The sequence below is a fragment of the Pseudovibrio sp. SCP20 genome (genome assembly GCF_057774105.1).
Genome location: NZ_JBYMDH010000002.1, coordinates 767337 through 784403 on the forward strand (window position 1 = coordinate 767337; position 17067 = coordinate 784403).

Annotated in this window: 13 protein-coding genes; 9 read left to right on the forward strand and 4 right to left on the reverse strand. The window is 51.9% G+C overall.

The features are described 5' to 3' along the window. Positions 1 to 981 carry an MBL fold metallo-hydrolase gene (locus tag AC3CB2_RS12040; protein WP_054784891.1) on the reverse strand — a complete coding sequence of 327 codons (981 nt, stop codon included), beginning with the start codon at positions 979 to 981 and terminating at the stop codon, positions 1 to 3. A gap of 108 nt (positions 982 to 1089) precedes the next feature. Between AC3CB2_RS12040 and AC3CB2_RS12045 the strand changes: the two genes are divergently transcribed. Then, complete coding sequence (locus AC3CB2_RS12045; RefSeq protein ID WP_352931975.1) at positions 1090 to 2028, forward strand: LysR family transcriptional regulator; 939 nt, start codon at positions 1090 to 1092, stop codon at positions 2026 to 2028. 12 nt (positions 2029 to 2040) lie between these two features. Here the strand turns inward: AC3CB2_RS12045 and AC3CB2_RS12050 are convergent, their stop codons facing one another. Then, a complete protein-coding gene (locus tag AC3CB2_RS12050) occupies positions 2041 to 4038 on the reverse strand; it encodes a methylmalonyl-CoA mutase family protein (protein ID WP_352931973.1) in 1998 nt (665 codons plus the stop codon). A 300-nt stretch (positions 4039 to 4338) separates the two neighbouring features. On the opposite strand from AC3CB2_RS12050, the gene ccrA reads away from it, so the two are divergent. From ccrA to AC3CB2_RS12080, 6 genes are all read left to right on the forward strand, one after another. Beyond that, positions 4339 to 5634 carry a crotonyl-CoA carboxylase/reductase gene (gene ccrA / locus AC3CB2_RS12055; protein ID WP_054784898.1) on the forward strand — a complete coding sequence of 432 codons (1296 nt, stop codon included), beginning with the start codon at positions 4339 to 4341 and terminating at the stop codon, positions 5632 to 5634. 576 nt (positions 5635 to 6210) lie between these two features. Next, positions 6211 to 7236, forward strand: a complete 1026-nt coding sequence (locus AC3CB2_RS12060) for an ABC transporter substrate-binding protein (protein ID WP_008550338.1) — start codon at positions 6211 to 6213, stop codon at positions 7234 to 7236. A gap of 107 nt (positions 7237 to 7343) precedes the next feature. Further along, entirely contained in the window at positions 7344 to 8201 is an 858-nt protein-coding gene (locus AC3CB2_RS12065; protein ID WP_083416910.1) for an ABC transporter permease, read from the forward strand. A gap of 9 nt (positions 8202 to 8210) precedes the next feature. Then, on the forward strand, positions 8211 to 9485 hold the full coding sequence (locus AC3CB2_RS12070; RefSeq protein ID WP_352931970.1) for a quaternary amine ABC transporter ATP-binding protein: 1275 nt from the start codon (positions 8211 to 8213) through the stop codon (positions 9483 to 9485). Positions 9486 to 9630: 145 nt separating this feature from the next. Beyond that, on the forward strand, positions 9631 to 10143 hold the full coding sequence (locus AC3CB2_RS12075; RefSeq protein ID WP_352931968.1) for a CAP domain-containing protein: 513 nt from the start codon (positions 9631 to 9633) through the stop codon (positions 10141 to 10143). A gap of 108 nt (positions 10144 to 10251) precedes the next feature. Further along, entirely contained in the window at positions 10252 to 11895 is a 1644-nt protein-coding gene (locus tag AC3CB2_RS12080) for an AMP-binding protein (protein WP_352931966.1), read from the forward strand. A 3-nt stretch (positions 11896 to 11898) separates the two neighbouring features. Here AC3CB2_RS12080 and AC3CB2_RS12085 read toward each other — a convergent pair whose 3' ends face one another. Beyond that, positions 11899 to 13026, reverse strand: coding sequence for a GNAT family N-acetyltransferase (locus AC3CB2_RS12085; RefSeq protein WP_352931964.1), 1128 nt, complete (start codon positions 13024 to 13026; stop codon positions 11899 to 11901). Beyond that, positions 13013 to 14434: a lipopolysaccharide biosynthesis protein gene (locus tag AC3CB2_RS12090; RefSeq protein WP_352931962.1), complete on the reverse strand. Its 1422-nt coding sequence runs from the start codon at positions 14432 to 14434 to the stop codon at positions 13013 to 13015. The genes AC3CB2_RS12085 and AC3CB2_RS12090 overlap by 14 nt, the downstream gene beginning before the upstream one ends. 202 nt (positions 14435 to 14636) lie before the next feature. Here AC3CB2_RS12090 and AC3CB2_RS12095 point away from each other — a divergent pair, with 202 nt between their 5' ends. Together AC3CB2_RS12095 and AC3CB2_RS12100 are read left to right on the forward strand one after the other, a co-directional pair. Then, entirely contained in the window at positions 14637 to 15614 is a 978-nt protein-coding gene (locus AC3CB2_RS12095) for an ImuA family protein (RefSeq protein WP_352931960.1), read from the forward strand. 7 nt (positions 15615 to 15621) lie between these two features. Then, positions 15622 to 17067, forward strand: coding sequence for a Y-family DNA polymerase (locus AC3CB2_RS12100; protein ID WP_488389886.1), 1446 nt, complete (start codon positions 15622 to 15624; stop codon positions 17065 to 17067).

Sequence of the window (17067 nt, forward strand, 5' to 3'; positions counted from 1 at the left end):
TTAGAGCTTATGCTGCCAGCTGGTTTCCACATAGGCGAAGGCATCACCATCTCTGCGGACGTGACCAAGGCCGGGGAAGTCGTGGTGGATGCCAATTACTGGAGTTCTGTCGGCTGAGACGCGATCCAGTATCGTCCGGCGTGTTTTTCGGGCCATGTCCTGATCGATGTCGAAGGCGATGGTCCAGTCCGGATTGGCGAACTGGAGGGCCGAGGAGTGGATTGTATCGCCCCAGATCAGTACTTCCTCATTGTTGGAGTGAATGCGGATGCCCATGTGGCCCGGTGTATGGCCGGGGAGAAGAACGGCATCCAGCCCTTTGATGAACTCACCGTCCTTGCTGATGAGTGTTTTGTTATTGTCGTAAGGCTTTGAGGCGTTCTGTGCGAGATCTACGAAATTCTGTAGGTCTTTGGGGAAGCGTGCGCGTGTGTTTTCGTCATTCCAGAACGTATGCTCAACCTCGTGAACAATGAACTCTGCGTTGGGGAAGAGTTTCTCTCCTGATTTGGAGACAAGACCGCCGATATGGTCGATGTGCAGGTGTGTCAGAACGACTGCGTCGACGTCAGCGGCGTTATACCCGGCGTTCTTCAGGTTTTGGTGGAAGCGGCCCAGAGTTGGGCCCATCAGGTCTGCGGTGCCGGTATCGACAACGACAAGATGTTCCCCCGTATTAATGAGATATCCGTTTACAGAGATAGACATGTCCCCTGTATTGGGGCTACGAAAGTTCTGCTTAAGAGTTTCTTCCGCTACCTTCTGGTCAAACCCCACGACCAATGACGGATCTAATCCCAAGTGTCCGTCAAGAATTGCCGTTACTTCAATGTCACCTACCGAGAAACGATAGATGCCAGGAACTTGTGCGCCAATTTTGGGTGCTGCTGCCAATGCGATGCTCGACATTGCAGGGGCAATTGCGCCTGCGCCTGCAACAGAGGCGGCTGCGGATAAAAAAGATCGGCGTGAAAGTGTCATGAAAGGCTCCTCATCTACAAGCGATGGGAGCAATATTGTTGGGTTGATGCTGGAAGTGCAGAGGGCCAAGCCTTATCTTGGATATAAGCAGTGCTTATGGGGCAGATCATGGATCTTCTGAATTTACTGGAGAGTTTTGTTCGCGTTATCGATAGTGGATCGCTGAGCGGTGGTGCGCGTCAACGCCACATCAGCCAGCCTGCCATGAGCCAGCAGTTGAACTTGCTGGAAGCGCAGGTGGGGCAGGAGCTGGTTTTCCGAACGAACAAGGGTGTGAAGCCAACAGTGGCGGGCAAGATCGTTTATGAGCATGCCCAGAAGATGCTGCGTCAGAGTGCTCTGATGTTTGAGGCTGTTCAGGAACAGGTGGCTGCTGAGAGTGGATCACTGGTTGTTTCTGTTTCGCAACCCATGGGTGGCGATATAATTACACCGCTCATTTTTGATCTGCGAAAGCAGTATCCGGATCTTACGGTCTCAATCAGGATGGAAGACCAGTTTATTGATGTGGTCGAGGATGGCATTGATCTGGCCATTCGCACTGGCGCAACGGGGGATACCTCCGGTGTTTCCAGGAAGATTGCGATTGTCGAGACCTGTTTGGCGGCAAGCCCGGATTATCTTGCCAGGCATGGTGTGCCGCAAACTCCGGAGGCTCTTTCTGCACTCAATTACATTCAGTACCGGAACGAAAAACTTGTCGATTCACTCGACCTTTTCAGGCATGGCAAGCGGCATGAGGTGAGGGTGAATTCTGAGTTTGTCGCTGGGCATCCGCAGGTGATGGTGCAGGCGCTTTTGAACTCCGTTGGTTTCACACGTATGCCATTGTTTATGATGCAGGATTATGAGGAAACCGGCCAATTGCAGCGGTTGCTTCCAGATTATCAATGCGAGGAAAAGCCGGTTTATCTCGTTTATCCATCCCGCGAGGCGATGACGCGGAAGGCAGAGATTTTTATTGAGGCGATGATAGAGCGGTTCAAGGATGCAGCTGGCATCCGGTTGGTTGGGCAAAAGCCTGTTCAGCTTGCCCAACCTGCGTAACTACGTTTGGGATTAGACGGTTTCGTTGACCTGCTCATCCACGATGCGGACGATGTCTGACATGATTTCCGTCAGGTGGAAGTCTTTTGGTGTGTAAACAGCTGCAACACCTGCTTTTTTCAGCTCTTCCGCATCTTCAGAAGGAATGATGCCGCCCAGAATGATCGGGATGTCTTCTAGGCCGTTCTCCTTCATCTTATCGAGCACATCATGAACCAGTGCCAGATGTGATCCGGACAGAATGGAAAGGCCAATGACGTGGACGCCTTCTTCCAGAGCGGCGTTGACGATTTGCGCTGGTGTGAGGCGGATGCCTTCGTAGACGACTTCCATGCCGCAATCACGGGCGCGGACTGCGATTTGCTCTGCGCCGTTTGAATGGCCATCCAGACCCGGTTTGCCAACAAGGAACTTGAGGCGACGGCCTAGCTTTTCTGAGAGAGCAGAGACTTTCTGCTGAACGTCTGCGAGGTTTTCGTTGTCATCAGGTGCTGCTTTGCCGACGCCGGTTGGTGCGCGGTACTCGCCGAAGACTTCGCGCAGGGCTGCACCCCATTCACCTGTGGTCGCTCCAGCTTTAGCCGCTTTGATGGAGGCTTCCATGATGTTGTCGTCGGATGAAGCAGCAGCGCGCAGCTCCTGAAGCGCGGCCTGAACCGCGTTGTCATCACGCTCTTCACGCCATGCCTGAATGCGTTGGATTGCTTCCTCTTCCACATGTTCAGGCACGGTGAGGATGCCTCCGTCTTCGTCAGAGGCGAGCGGTGAAGGCTCGGTTTCAGTCCATTTGTTGACGCCAACAACGATCTGGTCGCCGGACTCGATGCCTGCCAGACGTTTGGAGTTGGACTCCACAAGCTTCTGTTTCATGTAGCTGGATTCGACAGCTGCGACTGCGCCGCCCATCTCTGCGATGCGGGCAAGTTCTTCCCGAGCTTGTTCTTTGAGCAGCTCGACTTTGGCTTCAATCTCTTTGGAGCCATCGAAGATATCTGCATATTCCAGCAGGTCGGTCTCGTAGGCCATGATCTGCTGCATGCGCAGGGACCATTGCTGGTCGAATGGGCGTGGCAGGCCAAGGGCTTCGTTCCATGCTGGCAGCTGGACAGCGCGGGCACGGGCATTCTTGGAAAGTACGACGGCGAGCATTTCCACGAGGATGCGGTAGACGTTGTTTTCCGGTTGCTGCTCTGTCAGGCCCAGTGAGTTAACCTGAACGCCATAGCGGAAGCGGCGGTAACGTTCTTCTTCAACGCCGTAGCGTTCGCGGCAGATCTCATCCCAAAGTTCTGTAAACGCACGCATTTTACACATCTCAGTGATGAAGCGCATGCCTGCGTTCACGAAGAAGGAGATGCGGCCCACAAGCTTCGGGAAATCGCTTTCGGACACCACGCCAGAGGCGCGTACGTTATCCAGAATAGCGATTGCTGTGGCGAGAGCGAAGGAGAGCTCCTGTACTGGTGTCGCTCCAGCTTCCTGCAGGTGGTAGGAACACACGTTCATCGGGTTCCATTTGGGCATACTCGTGTATGTCCATGAAATCACATCGGTTGTGAGACGCATGGACGGGGCAGGTGGGAAAACATAGGTACCGCGGGAGAGATACTCCTTGATCAGATCATTCTGTGTGGTGCCTGCAAGTAAAGAACGGTCTGCGCCCTGTTCATCTGCAGCAGCGGCATAGAGCGCCAGCAGCCACGGGGCTGTCGCATTGATCGTCATGGAGGTGTTCATGCGCTCCAGCGGGATCTCATTGAAGAGCGTGCGCATGTCGCCTAGGTGCGAGACTGGTACGCCTACTTTACCGACTTCGCCGCGTGAAAGCGGGTGGTCCGGGTCGTATCCTGTCTGTGTCGGGAGATCGAACGCGACAGAGAGGCCCGTCTGCCCTTTCGCCAGGTTCGTGCGGTAGAGCCGGTTGCTGTCTGCAGCGTTTGAGTGCCCTGCGTATGTGCGGAACATCCACGGACGGTCTTTAATTGCACCTTTAGGTGAACCGGTACTCATAGTCTATTGCCTCCCTGATCCTGTCAGCATTTTATAAGGGACAAGATCTCTATTCTGCCCACACCTTTGCATAGGTTTTAGTGGTTGGTGCAATGCAACATTAGAAGAAGTATTCTTCGCAAGTTAAGCAATAGTTGTATATATTTTGTGAGTTCTTTGTAATGATAATTCCCAAATAGCCGATATTGACAGGTTGTATTGTTTTGCGTTGCAGCAAATAGTGGATTGGAAGCGTTAGCAGAAGGACATGCTTTCACTCTCATGAGGGAAGGGCGCAACGCAAACTTGGAGGAGAATATCATGAGTTCCGTTGCACGGGTTGTCGAAGCTGGGTCAGAGGGAGGCTCTGAGTTCAAGGACCTTTATGAGATTGGTGAAATTCCACCGCTGGGACATGTTCCAAAGAACATGTGGGCGTGGGCCATTCGCCAGGATCGCCATGGTTCCCCTGATACAGCAATGGTCAAAGAAGTGGTGCCAACATGGGAGTTGGACAGCCACGAAGTACTCATTCTGGTGATGGCTGCTGGCGTGAACTACAACGGCGTTTGGGCTGCTCTTGGTGAGCCGATTTCTCCGTTGAACGTTCACAAAACGCCGTATCACATTGCGGGATCTGATGCTTCTGGCATCGTGTGGGCCGTTGGTTCCAAGGTAACGCGCTGGAAAGTCGGCGATGAAGTTGTTGTTCACTGTAACCAGGACAACGGTGACGACGAGGAATGTAACGGTGGTGATCCAATGTTCTCCAGCTCCCAGCGGATCTGGGGTTATGAGACGCCTGATGGGTCATTTGCGCAGTTTGCACGTGTTCAGTCTCAGCAGTTGATGCATCGTCCGAAGCATCTGACCTGGGAAGAAAGCGCTTGTTATACGCTGACTCTGGCGACTGCTTTCCGCATGTTGTTTGGCCATGCGCCGCATGAGTTGAAGCCGGGCCAGAACGTACTGGTTTGGGGTGCTTCCGGTGGTCTTGGTGTGTTTGCTGTGCAGCTGATTGCAGCTGCGGGGGCGAATGCAATCGGGGTGATTTCGGACGAGAGCAAGCGCGAGTACGTGATGTCGCTTGGCGCTAAAGCCGTGATCAACCGAAAGGACTTCAATTGCTGGGGCCAGTTGCCGAAGGTGAACTCGCCTGAGTTTGATGCCTGGACGAAGGAAGCCCGTAAGTTTGGCAAGGCCATCTGGGAGATTACCGGCAAGGGCAATGACGTCGATATGGTGTTTGAGCACCCGGGTGAGGCGACTTTCCCAGTATCCGCGCTGGTGGTTAAGCGTGGCGGTATGGTGGTGTTCTGTGCGGGTACGACCGGCTTCAACATCACTTTTGATGCGCGTTACGTATGGATGCGTCAGAAGCGTATTCAGGGTTCTCACTTCGCGCACCTGAAGCAGGCGAGTGAGGCGAACAAGTTCGTGATTGATCGCCGTATCGACCCTTGCATGAGTGAAGTATTCTCATGGGAGCAGATTCCGCAGGCTCATATGAAAATGTGGAAGAACCAACATGCCCCTGGAAACATGTCGGTTTTGGTATGTTCCCCTAAGACCGGTTTGCGGTCTCTTGAGGATGTTATGGAAGCCACTCAAAGCTAAGCAGGCTTAACAAAGGAAGTTGGTGTGCATGTGCTGCCAACTTCCTTTTTTCTTATAAGTTTCTCTCTTATATTTTTTATTGAATGACCATTCAATATTAGCAATTCAAAGCAGATTTTCTCTGTATTTTTCTTTTTGTAATTTGTGCGATTAAGCGGTTCTATTTGGAGTCGTTTTTTTATTTGGATTTACTGTGAAATTACCTGAATTTTCCGTGGGAATTTTCTGTAAAAGAAAGCTTAAAATAGTTGTTTTGCTTCCGTAAATTTTTTTTCTCTTATTTTGCGTTTTAATTGGTGGTAGTAAGGCGTTATATAAGGTTTATAACTTCATATTCGTTGTATTTATAAAGTATTTCTTTTTTGATTTATTTTGCAAAAATATCTTGAGCAGATGTCTAAGTTGACAGAAATTTGAATATATCTATTTTTAATCGTGCAGTTGATGTGCTCAACCTAGCGTGTCCTGCAATTGCTGAGTTTTTGACTTAGCATTACGGCCAGAACGACAAGCTGTCTTTGGCGGCTTTTCTCTCTGACCGAACAAAAAATATGTTTTGGTTGTTTGGAGGCATCCGTGTTGAATTTTAAATCTGCTCTCGCTGCGTGCGTAGTTGCACTACCTTTTGCTGTGTCATCAGCAGAAGCTGCAGATCCTGTTTGTGAATTGGACCGTCCTATCGTTTTTGCTGGTTTGGACTGGGACTCCAATGCGTTTCATAACTCCGTTGCTCAGTTCATTGCTGAGAAGGGTTACGGTTGCCAAACTGATGTTATTCCAGGCTCCACCATTCCGCTTCTGAACGGTATGGCGCGTGGCGATATCGACGTGACTATGGAAATCTGGCCGGATAACGTGACTGAAGCCCTTGCTGAAGGTCAGGCAAAGAAGCAGTTTGTTGATCTTGGCGTGAACTTCCCGGATGCGACGCAGGCATGGTTTGTGCCGAAGTATCTGGTTGAGGGGGATGATGCGCCTGCAAAGGGCCTGAAGTCCGTTGCTGATCTTCCAAAGTTCAAGGATGTGTTCTCTGATCCGGAAGAGCCAGAGAAGGGCCGCTTCTACAACTGTATTGCTGGTTGGGGCTGTGAGGTCATCAACTCCAAGAAGCTGAATGCTTACAAGCTGAACGATACTTTCGTGAACTTCCGTCCGGGCACAGGTGCTGCGCTGGCTGCTGCGATTGAATCCAACATCCGCCGTAAGAAGCCGATCCTGTTCTACTACTGGGGTCCAACCTGGGTGATGGGTAAGGTTGCTGATGATCTGATCCAGCTGGAAGAGCCTGCATACAACAAGGAAGTCTGGGATGAGCTCTCTGCTGAGACTGATCCGTCCAAGGTGACCAAAGCTGTTGCGTACCCGCTTTCTGCTACGCACGTTTTTGTAAACACCGAGTTCCATACGAAAGCGCCTAAACTGGTTGAGTTCCTGACTGCTTATGAGACCACCAGTAACGACGTTTCCAAGGCGCTGGCCTACATGCAGGACACGGGTGGCACCACTGACGATGCTGCAGTTGAGTTCCTGAAAAACAACGAAGAAATCTGGACAGGCTGGGTTCCGGCTGATGTCGCTGAGCGTGTGAAATCTGCTCTGTAATTTCAAAGAGACCTGAGTGCTTTTTGAGAATTAGCGAATAAGAAAACGATCACGGGACCAGGTTCCGTGATCCTTGCTAAGAATAAGAGGATCACATGGCTTTCGACGTGTTTCCCAACTTTGGGAAACCTATCCGAACTTCCACAAACGATCTGGTTGACTTTCTCGTCGTGAACTACGGCGATGGATTTGAAGCCTTTTCCAACTCCATCCTGTTTTTGCTGGTGAGGCTGGAGCGGCTCCTACGTGGGGCTGATCCGGTTATCATTCTGGTGTGCATCGGGCTGATCACCTTTGCTGCTAGCCGTCGTTGGGGGCTTAGCGCGGTGATGGTGGCCGCGATGTGGTTTATTGGTACGCTCGGCCTTTGGGAAAAGGCGATGCAGACAGTGGCAATTCTGCTGGTTGCTGTGTTCATTTCCGTGATTATCGGCGTGCCGCTTGGTGTTATCTCTGCCCGTTCAAACCGCTTCAGAGCTTTGCTCAATCCGGTGCTGGACTTAATGCAGACAATCCCGAGCTTTGTTTATCTCATTCCGGCGGCGATGTTGTTCGGTCTGGGTAAGGTGCCAGCTATTCTGGCGACCGTTATCTATGCCGCTCCGCCGCTCATCCGCCTGACTGATCTTGGCATTCGCTATGTTGATGCTGAGGTTGTTGAGGCGAGCCGGGCCTTTGGTGCCACGCGTTGGCAGATCCTGAAGGGTGTTCAGATCCCACTTGCGCTTCCATCCATCATGCAGGGTATTAACCAGACTATGATGATGGCGTTGGCTATGGTCGTGATTGCGTCCATGATTGGTGCACGTGGCGTCGGTGAAACCGTTCTGCTTGGATTGCAACGCAATGATGCAGGGCAGGGTTTGCTCGGCGGCTTGGCAATTGTTGTTCTTGCTGTTGTGTTCGACCGTATCACACAGTCTGCCGGACAACGGATGCAGGCGCATCGCAAGGTAACAGGGTGAGGCGCTGATATGGCATTGATCGAAGTACAAAACATTACCAAGATTTTTGGTAGCGCTCCCGATAGAGAGCTTGCCAAAGTCAAAGATGGTATGGGCAAAGATCAGCTGCTTGCTGAAACTGGCCACACCCTTGGTTTGCATGATGTCTCTCTCAGCATCGAGAAGGGCGAGATCTTTGTGATCATGGGCCTTTCCGGTTCTGGTAAGTCCACACTCATCCGCCACTTCAACCGCCTGATTGAGCCAACTGACGGGCACATTCTGGTGGATGGCGAGGATGTTATGGGCCTTTCCATGAAAGAGCTGGAGGACTTCCGCCGCCATCGTATGTCCATGGTGTTCCAGCGCTTTGGCCTGATGCCGCATCGTACTGTTTTGCAGAATGTGGCTTATGGTCTGGAAGTGCAGGGTATTGCGAAAGCGGATCGTGAACAGACTGCTCGTGAATGGATTGAGACGGTAGGGCTTGCTGGTTTTGAAGATCAGTACCCAAGCCAGCTCTCTGGCGGCATGCAACAGCGTGTGGGCCTTGCTCGTGCGCTTGCGACTGATGCTGACATTTTGCTGATGGATGAGGCGTTCTCCGCGCTTGATCCGTTGATCCGCTCTCAGATGCAGGACCAGTTGGTTGAGCTTCAGGAAAAGCTTCACAAGACCATCGTGTTCATCACGCATGACCTGGATGAAGCGCTGCGTATTGGTGACAAGATTGCGATCCTGAAGGACGGGGTCTTGTCTCAGGTTGGTACGCCGCCTGAAATTCTGCTTGAGCCTGCTGATGACTATGTGCGTGCGTTTGTTCGTGATGTGAACCGTGCCCGGGTGCTGACAGTTGATACTGTTATGCAGCCACCAGCCTTGCGTATTACCCATGACAATATGGAAAAAGCGCTGGCCGATATGCGTCGTCATGACGAAGACTTCGGTTATGTGATTGAGAACAAAGAGTTCCGCGGTATTGTTACGCAGGAAGCCCTCGCTGAGGAAGTTGCTAAACCTGGTGATAGTCCATCTCTTTATGCCTTTGCTGATGACAGCAATGCAGTGGAGTTGGAGAGTACTCTGGAAGAAGCTCTGCCGACCACTCTGGAAGCGGATTATCCGGTTCCTGTTGTGTGTGAGGATGGACGCCTCATGGGTGTTCTGAGCCCTGAAGAGATGGGCAGTGTGCTGACGCCGCCAGAAGAGCATTCTGAGGAAGCGGATGACGGTACTGAAGAGAAAGCCAAGGATGAGCAGGCTGAAGCGCCAGCTAAGCCTCATGCCTTGAAAGAAGCTTCCTGAGCATTCTCTCTGTTTGTTTTGAAAGGTCGGGTTCGCCCGGCCTTTTTTATTCACTTATGCGTGTGTTTTTAGTTTGAGCTTGGTTTGCCTTATTTAGTAGGTAGTGTGGCTCTGAGATTCGAATTTTGCCGAAAAGTGATTTTGCATGAAGATGTTTCGTGGTGCGGGCATTGCTCTCTTTCTTGCCGTTGGTGTGACGCTTTCTGGTTGTGTCAGTACCGAAGAAACGCCTAGCTACTATCAAAATCTGGAGAGCCATTCTGCCCAGATTGATGCGAGCACCGTCGCTTCGATGATCTCCAGCTATCGCTCGCAAAAAGACCTGCCTCCTGTCACTGTTGATCCTGACTTGATGCGAGTTGCGCAGGCTCAGGCTGATGGTATGGCCCGAGCTGAGGATGTAAATGCGGCCCGTAAGGGTGATCTAAAGCTTTCTGTTCTGATGAAGAATGCTGGGCAGGGTGATGTGCATGCGGTCAATAACTTGAGCGCAGGTTATCGCAGATGGGCAGAGGCTTTTTCTGGTTGGCGTGACTCTCCAAAGCACAATGCGGTGATGCTGGATGCTGAGGGAACTCGCATTGGTATTGCGACGGCTTATGCGCCGCGCTCAAAGTACAAGGTTTTCTGGAGTTTGGTTGTCGCCGGACCGCGTTAACCCCCTTTCGGGTTCTTGCTAAAAGAACGACCAAAGGCCAGTTTCTCATTGTGCGCTGCAGCGGTACACTCTCCTCACTAATTATTTTGGGCCTAGAGGAATTCTGGTGTGCTGCCACCACTGACTTCATACGAGGAATTGCGCGCGGAGTTTCGTTGGAACGTTCCTGCGCGCTACAACATTGCTCAGGATGCGTGTGATCGTTGGGCTGCTGTTGAGCCGGATCGCGCTGCATTGCTGCATGTGCTGCCTTCTGGCGATGTGGAAGAGTGGAGTTATGGTCGTCTTAAAAGAAACTCCTGTCAGCTTGCAAATGCGCTCAAGTCTCTAGGCGTCGCTTCGCAAGACCGTGTGGCTTTGCTGCTGCCACAGGCGCCTGAAACGGCTGTCTCTCATCTTGCCATTTATCGGCTTGGCGCGATTGCTGTGCCACTGGCTGCCTTGTTTGGGCCAGAAGCGCTGCGGTATCGGTTAGAGAATGCTGGTGCGAAGGTGGTGATCACTAATCAGGCTGGGCTTGAAAAGCTCTCTGCGCTTCGTGAGCAACTGCCGTTTCTTGAGCATGTGCTCTGCGTTGATGGAGCTGGAGACGGTGCTCTTGAGTTCTGGAGCTTGTTAGAGCGAGGTTCTGAACAGTTTGAGGGCTGTGCGACAGGGCCTGATAATCCTGCATTGATGATTTATACCTCAGGCACGACAGGACAGCCGAAAGGCGCTCTGCTTGCTCATCGTGTGCTGCTTGGCCATCTGCCGGGCATTCAGATGGCGCATGAAATGCTGCCGCAAGCTGGCGACTTGTTCTGGACGCCTGCAGATTGGGCGTGGGCTGGTGGCTTGTTGAATGCCCTTCTGCCCTCATTAAAGTTTGGGGTGCCTGTTGTAACGGCGCGGATTGATAAGTTTGATCCAGAAGGTGCTTTTGACCTGATGGCGCGTCACGGTGTTCGCAATGCGTTTATTCCCCCGACGGCCTTAAAGATGATGCGCAGCGTGGATCATCGTAAGTACTCAGATCAGCTTCAATTGCGTTCGGTTTGCTCGGCTGGTGAAGCTTTGGGGCGTGAGGCGTTTGTCTGGTGTCAGGAAGCTCTTGGTGTCTCTCCAAACGAGATGTATGGCCAGACAGAATGTAATCTCGTTCTTGGTTCCGGAGCTGGCTTAGGCGTGTCTCGTGCTGGTGCGATCGGCAAGCCGGTGCCGGGGCATGAGGTTGCTGTCATTCGCCCGGATGGTTCTATTTGCGAGCCCGAAGAGCAGGGTGAGATTGCAGTTCGCCGTGGTACGCCGGTTATGTTCCTCGGCTACTGGCAGCGTCCAGATGCGGATGAGACGAAGTTTCTGGGTGACTGGATGCTGACAGGTGATCAGGGCGTCGTAGATGCTGATGGCTACTTCCACTTTGTCGGGCGCAATGATGATGTGATCACCTCTGCGGGGTATCGTATTGGACCGACAGAGATTGAGGACTGCCTGATCAAACATGAAGCTGTTGGAATGGCAGCCGTGGTGGGCAAGCCTGACCCTGTGCGCACCGAGATCGTGAAAGCCTATGTTGTGCTGAAAGACGGTTATGAGCCGAGCGAGGGCTTGGTGGATGATATTCGTCAGTACGTGCGTGTGAGCCTTTCTGCCCACGAGTATCCACGTGAGATTGAGTTTGTCTCCGAGATGCCTTTGACGACCAGCGGGAAGGTTATTCGCCGGATCTTGCGCAGCAGAGCGCAGGAAGAAGCTGAGTTGGTTGAAGGCTAGCGTTTATTTGCGGCCCAGCAGTTTCTTTAGTCTGCTCTTCAATGCTTGTTTTATGCGAGCGCCGGTTTCTGCTTCCCACATTGCAAAGCGGGCCAGTGGGCCTTTGCCGATGAGGAGCGTGGTGTAGGAGAACCTTGCCGTCCAGGCTTTGTTGGCCATTTGGTTGTCTGGTGTCGAAAGGGAGTCAGCACCGGAGAAAGCCGGATCTTCCAAGAGCTTTTGCGTGCTGTAGTAGATGAGCAGTTGCCCGGGAGAGAACTTGGCGAGGCTTTCGTCAAACGTTGTTTTCCAACCGAAGATGCGGCCTTGCTCGCGGAGCAGGATGTTGGTCGCGATTAGCTTGTCATCCAGATGTAGTTGCCCAATGCGAATGCCATCGGATTTGCCTGATTGAATGACCATCTCGCGCGTGAAGGCTGCGTCAGGTTCTCTGGAGAGCAGAGCCGTGCCTTGCTTGCCCTTCCATCCTGCTGCTTCCAGCTTGAGGAACTCTTCAAGACCTCTTTGAGTATCCTCTGCAGTTTCCAGCATGGAGAAGGAGAGTGTGCCTTGCTTTTCCAGTCGACGTTGGTTCTTAAAGACACCCTTCCATGATGAGCGTTTTTTCAAAGCGTCAAACGCGTCTTGTCCTTCAGGGTCAGCAGGCTGGAATGCGCGAGTTTCCTGAGTAGCAACTTGTTGCTGCCAGTCGTGCATGCTCAAGGTGTTCTGCAGCTGATTATAGGTAGCGCCCTCTGTTCCATGGAACGGAAGAAGCAGTGTTTTTGCTGGGCTCAGATTACAGGCTGCCTCAAGTAAAATGCTCAGGATCGCTGGCGTTGCTTCTTCGGAGAGAAGCAAAGTGCCGAGTGGGCCATAATCTCCAGCCAGCGCACTTGGCAGTTTGAAGAGGAGGCCGCGCCTAACCATCATGATCGGCAGAGCTGCAAGGGCTTTGGTGCCGGAAGGATCCAGCGCCAACAGCAGCTTGATAGAGTGGTTTGCCTTGTGCGTGTTGAAGGCTGTTACGAAGCTGCTGGAGAAGAACGGATTGGGTTCCAGCGCATGTTGGGAGAGGTTTTGCCACAGATGGTCTGCGGCTTCGCCCTTGCCGGGTGTCAGCAGTTTGATGGTGGCGCTATCCTGCTTCATTGACTGGAGTTTCCCGTCTCTTCAATGGCAAAATGAATGTGTGCAGGCCCAGAAGCCTGTAGGCGCTGCGATAAAGAACACATGCTTCAAAAATGATGACTAGGGTGGTTGCCAGAGCAGCTCCGTAAAGGCCTAGTACCGGAATGAGTGCTGAGTTGAGAATAAGGTTCACAACAAAGACTGTGGCGTAGATCTTAGCGCAGGTGTTTTGGTGACCTGAGAGGGTCAGTAATGCATCTACAGGGCCGACAGATGCACGGGCGAGTACGCCGATAATGAGAATGTAAAGAATTGGCGTGCCTTGAGCGAAATCCTCACCAAACAAGGAGAGGAGGAGTGGCCCGACAATCATAATGAAACCAGCCATCAGCAGTGTTGGCCAGAAGGTCATTTTGGCAGCGCTGCCTACAAAGTCTTTGAGGCCAGCTCTGTTGTTGGAATGGTAGAGCCGCGCCATGCGTGGAGCGCTGGCGGCGCGGACGGCATAATAAACAAAATGCATCAATGCGAGGGTGCGCGATGCAGCAAAGTAGATGCCGACCTGATCCGGAGATAGCCAGAGGCCGATCAGGATTACATCAGAGCTGGTGATGAGCTGAAAGAAGCCATCTACCGCCAGCATCGGCACGGATACCAGCAGCCACGATTTAATCTGCAGCTTGCGTGGAGCAGGGTGGCGGGCCTTATGCAGGGATACTTCCATCATGATTGTCTGGATAAAGGTGATGGTCCAGACAGCTGCGATGGTGACAATGCAAGCTGTTACCGCAGTTGGCGGGTAATCCATCCAGAGTGCAATCAGCATAAAGGCAAGCACCAGCAAGGGCCGTCCAATGAAGTCTGGCACCATGGCTTTGAGTTGCCAATCTTGCGCTCTGGCAATGCCTTCCAGCATGCCTGTGTAGGTGTGCATGGGCAGGCAGATGGTGATCAGATAAAGCGGTAGGATGTAAGCGTTGCTGATGAAATCAGAGAAGAGCCACGCAATCGCAACGCCAATGACGGCGATGGTTGTTGAGCTGAGCAGAACAAGGAAGCGGGCGCTAAAGAGCAGGCCGTTGAGGAGTTCGTATTGCTTCTTTTCCAGATACTCCGGGATGAACCGGAGGAGAGAGACTGAGAAGCCAAGCCCTGAAAAGACGCTCAGAATGATAACGACCGTCCAGACAACAATGAAGATGCCGTACTCGGACGCTCCCATCCAACGGGCCAGAATGACTTGCATGATATAGGCAAGTGCAGCACTGGCGACACGCAATGCAAAGACGAGTAAGGCAGACCGCTGTGCTCCTCCAGCTTCGCCTTTGCTGAAGAGAGTGCTGAGTATTTTTTCCAGAATCGGCAGCAGTTTTGCATGGGTGCTATGGGGTAAAAGCACCGCTGCCCATTTGAGGAGGAGTTCTTGCACGCGATATGCCCTAATTAATTCTGGTCAATTATTACTAGTATGAAAATTAATATTTTCAGAATGTGAGATGCCGGGATTGCTGCCTCGATCTGTCTCCAAATGAAAACAGAGGCTTAGCTGAAGTCGTAGCGCTGTGAAATTTTTATGCTGATATCTTGATGGTTTTTGGTGCTTGACTCTTGCGCAATTTGGCGGAATCAATATGAGAACATATAGAGAACAAAATAAAGTTGCCGAGAGTGATATGAACGCGAAAAAATCGCAAATTGCAGAGCTGCGCCACCGCCTGGCGGTGTTAGAGGGACGCCTCCCCTCCGCAGTTCAGCTTGCGCCGGTCCCTGCGTCCGCCCAAACTGAGCAGGGACCGGCTCCTCTTGGCGAGGTGCAATGTACGCGCGCATTAGAAAGCAATGAACTCTCTTCAAGGATTGTGCTTGGTGTTTCTAAGTTAGACAGATTATTTGCCAGAGATGGTCTCAACGGTGCATCGCTCCATGAATTCTATGCCAGTGAGATGCGCCTTTCAGGTGCATTGTCTGGGTTCTTATGCGCACTTTTGAGCCTGATAAGTAAGCAGCGAGTAGGTGCGATACTTTGGGTTACAGACAGAACTGTGCAGCAAGAAACCGGGATTCCTTATCCACCTGGCTTGGCGCAGTTTGGTGTAGATCCGGCACGAATTGTTTTCGTTCAACCTAATAAAACTGAAGAGGTTTTATGGGCGATGGAGGAAGGTGCACAGTGCTCTACGCTTTGTGCTGTTGTGGGGGAAATTGCTGGTTCTTTTCGGAATTTTGATCTGACGGTTACACGGAGATTGGTTTTACGTGCAGAGCAATCGGGTGTGCCGGTGCTTCTTGCGCGTCATGGTGCGCAGGCACATCCGAGTGCTGCTTTAAGTCGTTGGCGTATTGCACCCAAAACTTCACGCTTTTCAGGGGCAGTTCGTGCACGAAGGTTCATGCCCTCTCGTGCTTTTGTTGGTAATCCAGGATGGCGGGTGACCTTGGAGAAAAACAGAGATGGCCGACCAGGCTTCTGTGACTTGGAGTGGAACCATGCAAAACGCTGTTTCAAAGAAGCACCAACGCATTCTATGCCTATGGTTCGCCGAACTGGCAACGGATCGAGTTTGCCGGAGAGAACTGGGCAAGTCGTGGCTTTGCGAGCATACCGTTAAGCCGATCATAGTTTATCGCAAAGTTAAAAATGCCTACCGTTTAAGCTGCGTTAATGGTGCGGCAAAAGAAGAAGGGCTATCTCCAGGAGAGGCTCTGAGTGATGCACGGGCGCGCGTACCAGATGTGCAATCTGAAGAAGATATTCCAGAAGCTAATGAATCCTTATTGGCTGCATTAGCTGATTGGTGCGACCGTTATACGCCACTTGTTGCTGTTGTTGGTGATGACACTTTATTGTTGGATATCTCTGGCTGTGCTCATCTTTTCGGCGGTGAGAAGGCAATGCTCGATGACTGCCTCAATCGTCTTAAACTGCAAGGCTTTCACGTGTCTGGGGCCGTTGCCGATACTGTTGGCGCTGCATGGGCTATCGCTAGAAGTGATGGTGGTGTTATTGCCCCCAGAGAACAACGTGATGCTTTGGAACCGTTAAGCATTGAGTTATTGAGGGTTGAAGAGAGTATTGTAACCTCCCTCATGCGTGTTGGTCTGACAGTGATTGGTGATCTGTTAGACAGGCCACGTGCCCCTCTGGCAAACCGGTTTGGTGAGAATCTTGTAAGGCGACTGGATCAGGCCTTGGGAATGGAGGGAGAACCGATTTCTCCCAGGCTTTATACGCCTGCTCTTGTTGTCGAAAGGCGCTTTTTTGAGCCAATTGCACGAGAGGATGATGTTGTTGCTGTTATTCAGTCCCTCTCAGAAAACTTACAGAAAGAGCTTGAGAAACGCCAGGAAGGCGGCAGGGCCTTTGAGTTGGTGCTGTTTCGGGTTGATGGAGTTGTAAATCGCCTTGCAGTAGGGACCAGTGGTCCAATACGTGCACCCAATCTTATTTTGCAGCTTTTCAGAGAGAGGCTGAAAACAGTTGGTGATGAGCTAGATGCCGGTTTTGGTTATGACTTAATTCGTTTGGCGGTGCTTGAGGCACAGTGTTGTTCTGCTGCCCAATTGAATCTGGAAGGTAATAGTCATCATGAAGATGATTTAGCTGAGCTGGTCGATCGTCTGGGCGCGCGTTTGGGCTTGGCTCAAGTTAGCCGATTCCTGCCATGTGATGAGCATTTACCTGAAGTGCAAAGTGCATTGGTACCTGCCGCTACCGTTCGTGAAAACGCTCTTTATTGGGCTGACGTTGATGGTGAGCGAAAAGAGGAAGCCCCCTTGGAGCATCCCTTAAGAATGTTACCACGTGGAGAGCCTGTCGAAGCTGTGGCGATGGTACCTGAAGGGCCTCCATTACGTTTTCGTTGGCGAAAGGCGTCTTACGAGATTTCCTCGAGCGAGGGGCCGCAAAGAATTGCTCCTCCTTGGTGGCGCAGTGCAGCAGGTGTTCGTGATTATTACCGTGTAGAAGACCGGGAAGGTAGACGTTTCTGGCTCTATCGGGAAGGCTTGTATGGGGCGCAAAATGAAGTGCCTCGCTGGTATCTGCAAGGTTTGTATGCCTGA

Coding starts and splice junctions, on each gene's coding strand:
- AC3CB2_RS12075 (WP_352931968.1), top strand. CDS start 9,631: ATGAAGATGTTTCGTGGTGCGGGCATTGCTCTCTTTCTTGCCGTTGGT.
- AC3CB2_RS12070 (WP_352931970.1), top strand. CDS start 8,211: ATGGCATTGATCGAAGTACAAAACATTACCAAGATTTTTGGTAGCGCT.
- AC3CB2_RS12040 (WP_054784891.1), bottom strand. CDS start 981: ATGACACTTTCACGCCGATCTTTTTTATCCGCAGCCGCCTCTGTTGCA.
- AC3CB2_RS12050 (WP_352931973.1), bottom strand. CDS start 4,038: ATGAGTACCGGTTCACCTAAAGGTGCAATTAAAGACCGTCCGTGGATG.
- AC3CB2_RS12085 (WP_352931964.1), bottom strand. CDS start 13,026: ATGAAGCAGGATAGCGCCACCATCAAACTGCTGACACCCGGCAAGGGC.
- AC3CB2_RS12095 (WP_352931960.1), top strand. CDS start 14,637: ATGAGAACATATAGAGAACAAAATAAAGTTGCCGAGAGTGATATGAAC.
- AC3CB2_RS12045 (WP_352931975.1), top strand. CDS start 1,090: ATGGATCTTCTGAATTTACTGGAGAGTTTTGTTCGCGTTATCGATAGT.
- ccrA (WP_054784898.1), top strand. CDS start 4,339: ATGAGTTCCGTTGCACGGGTTGTCGAAGCTGGGTCAGAGGGAGGCTCT.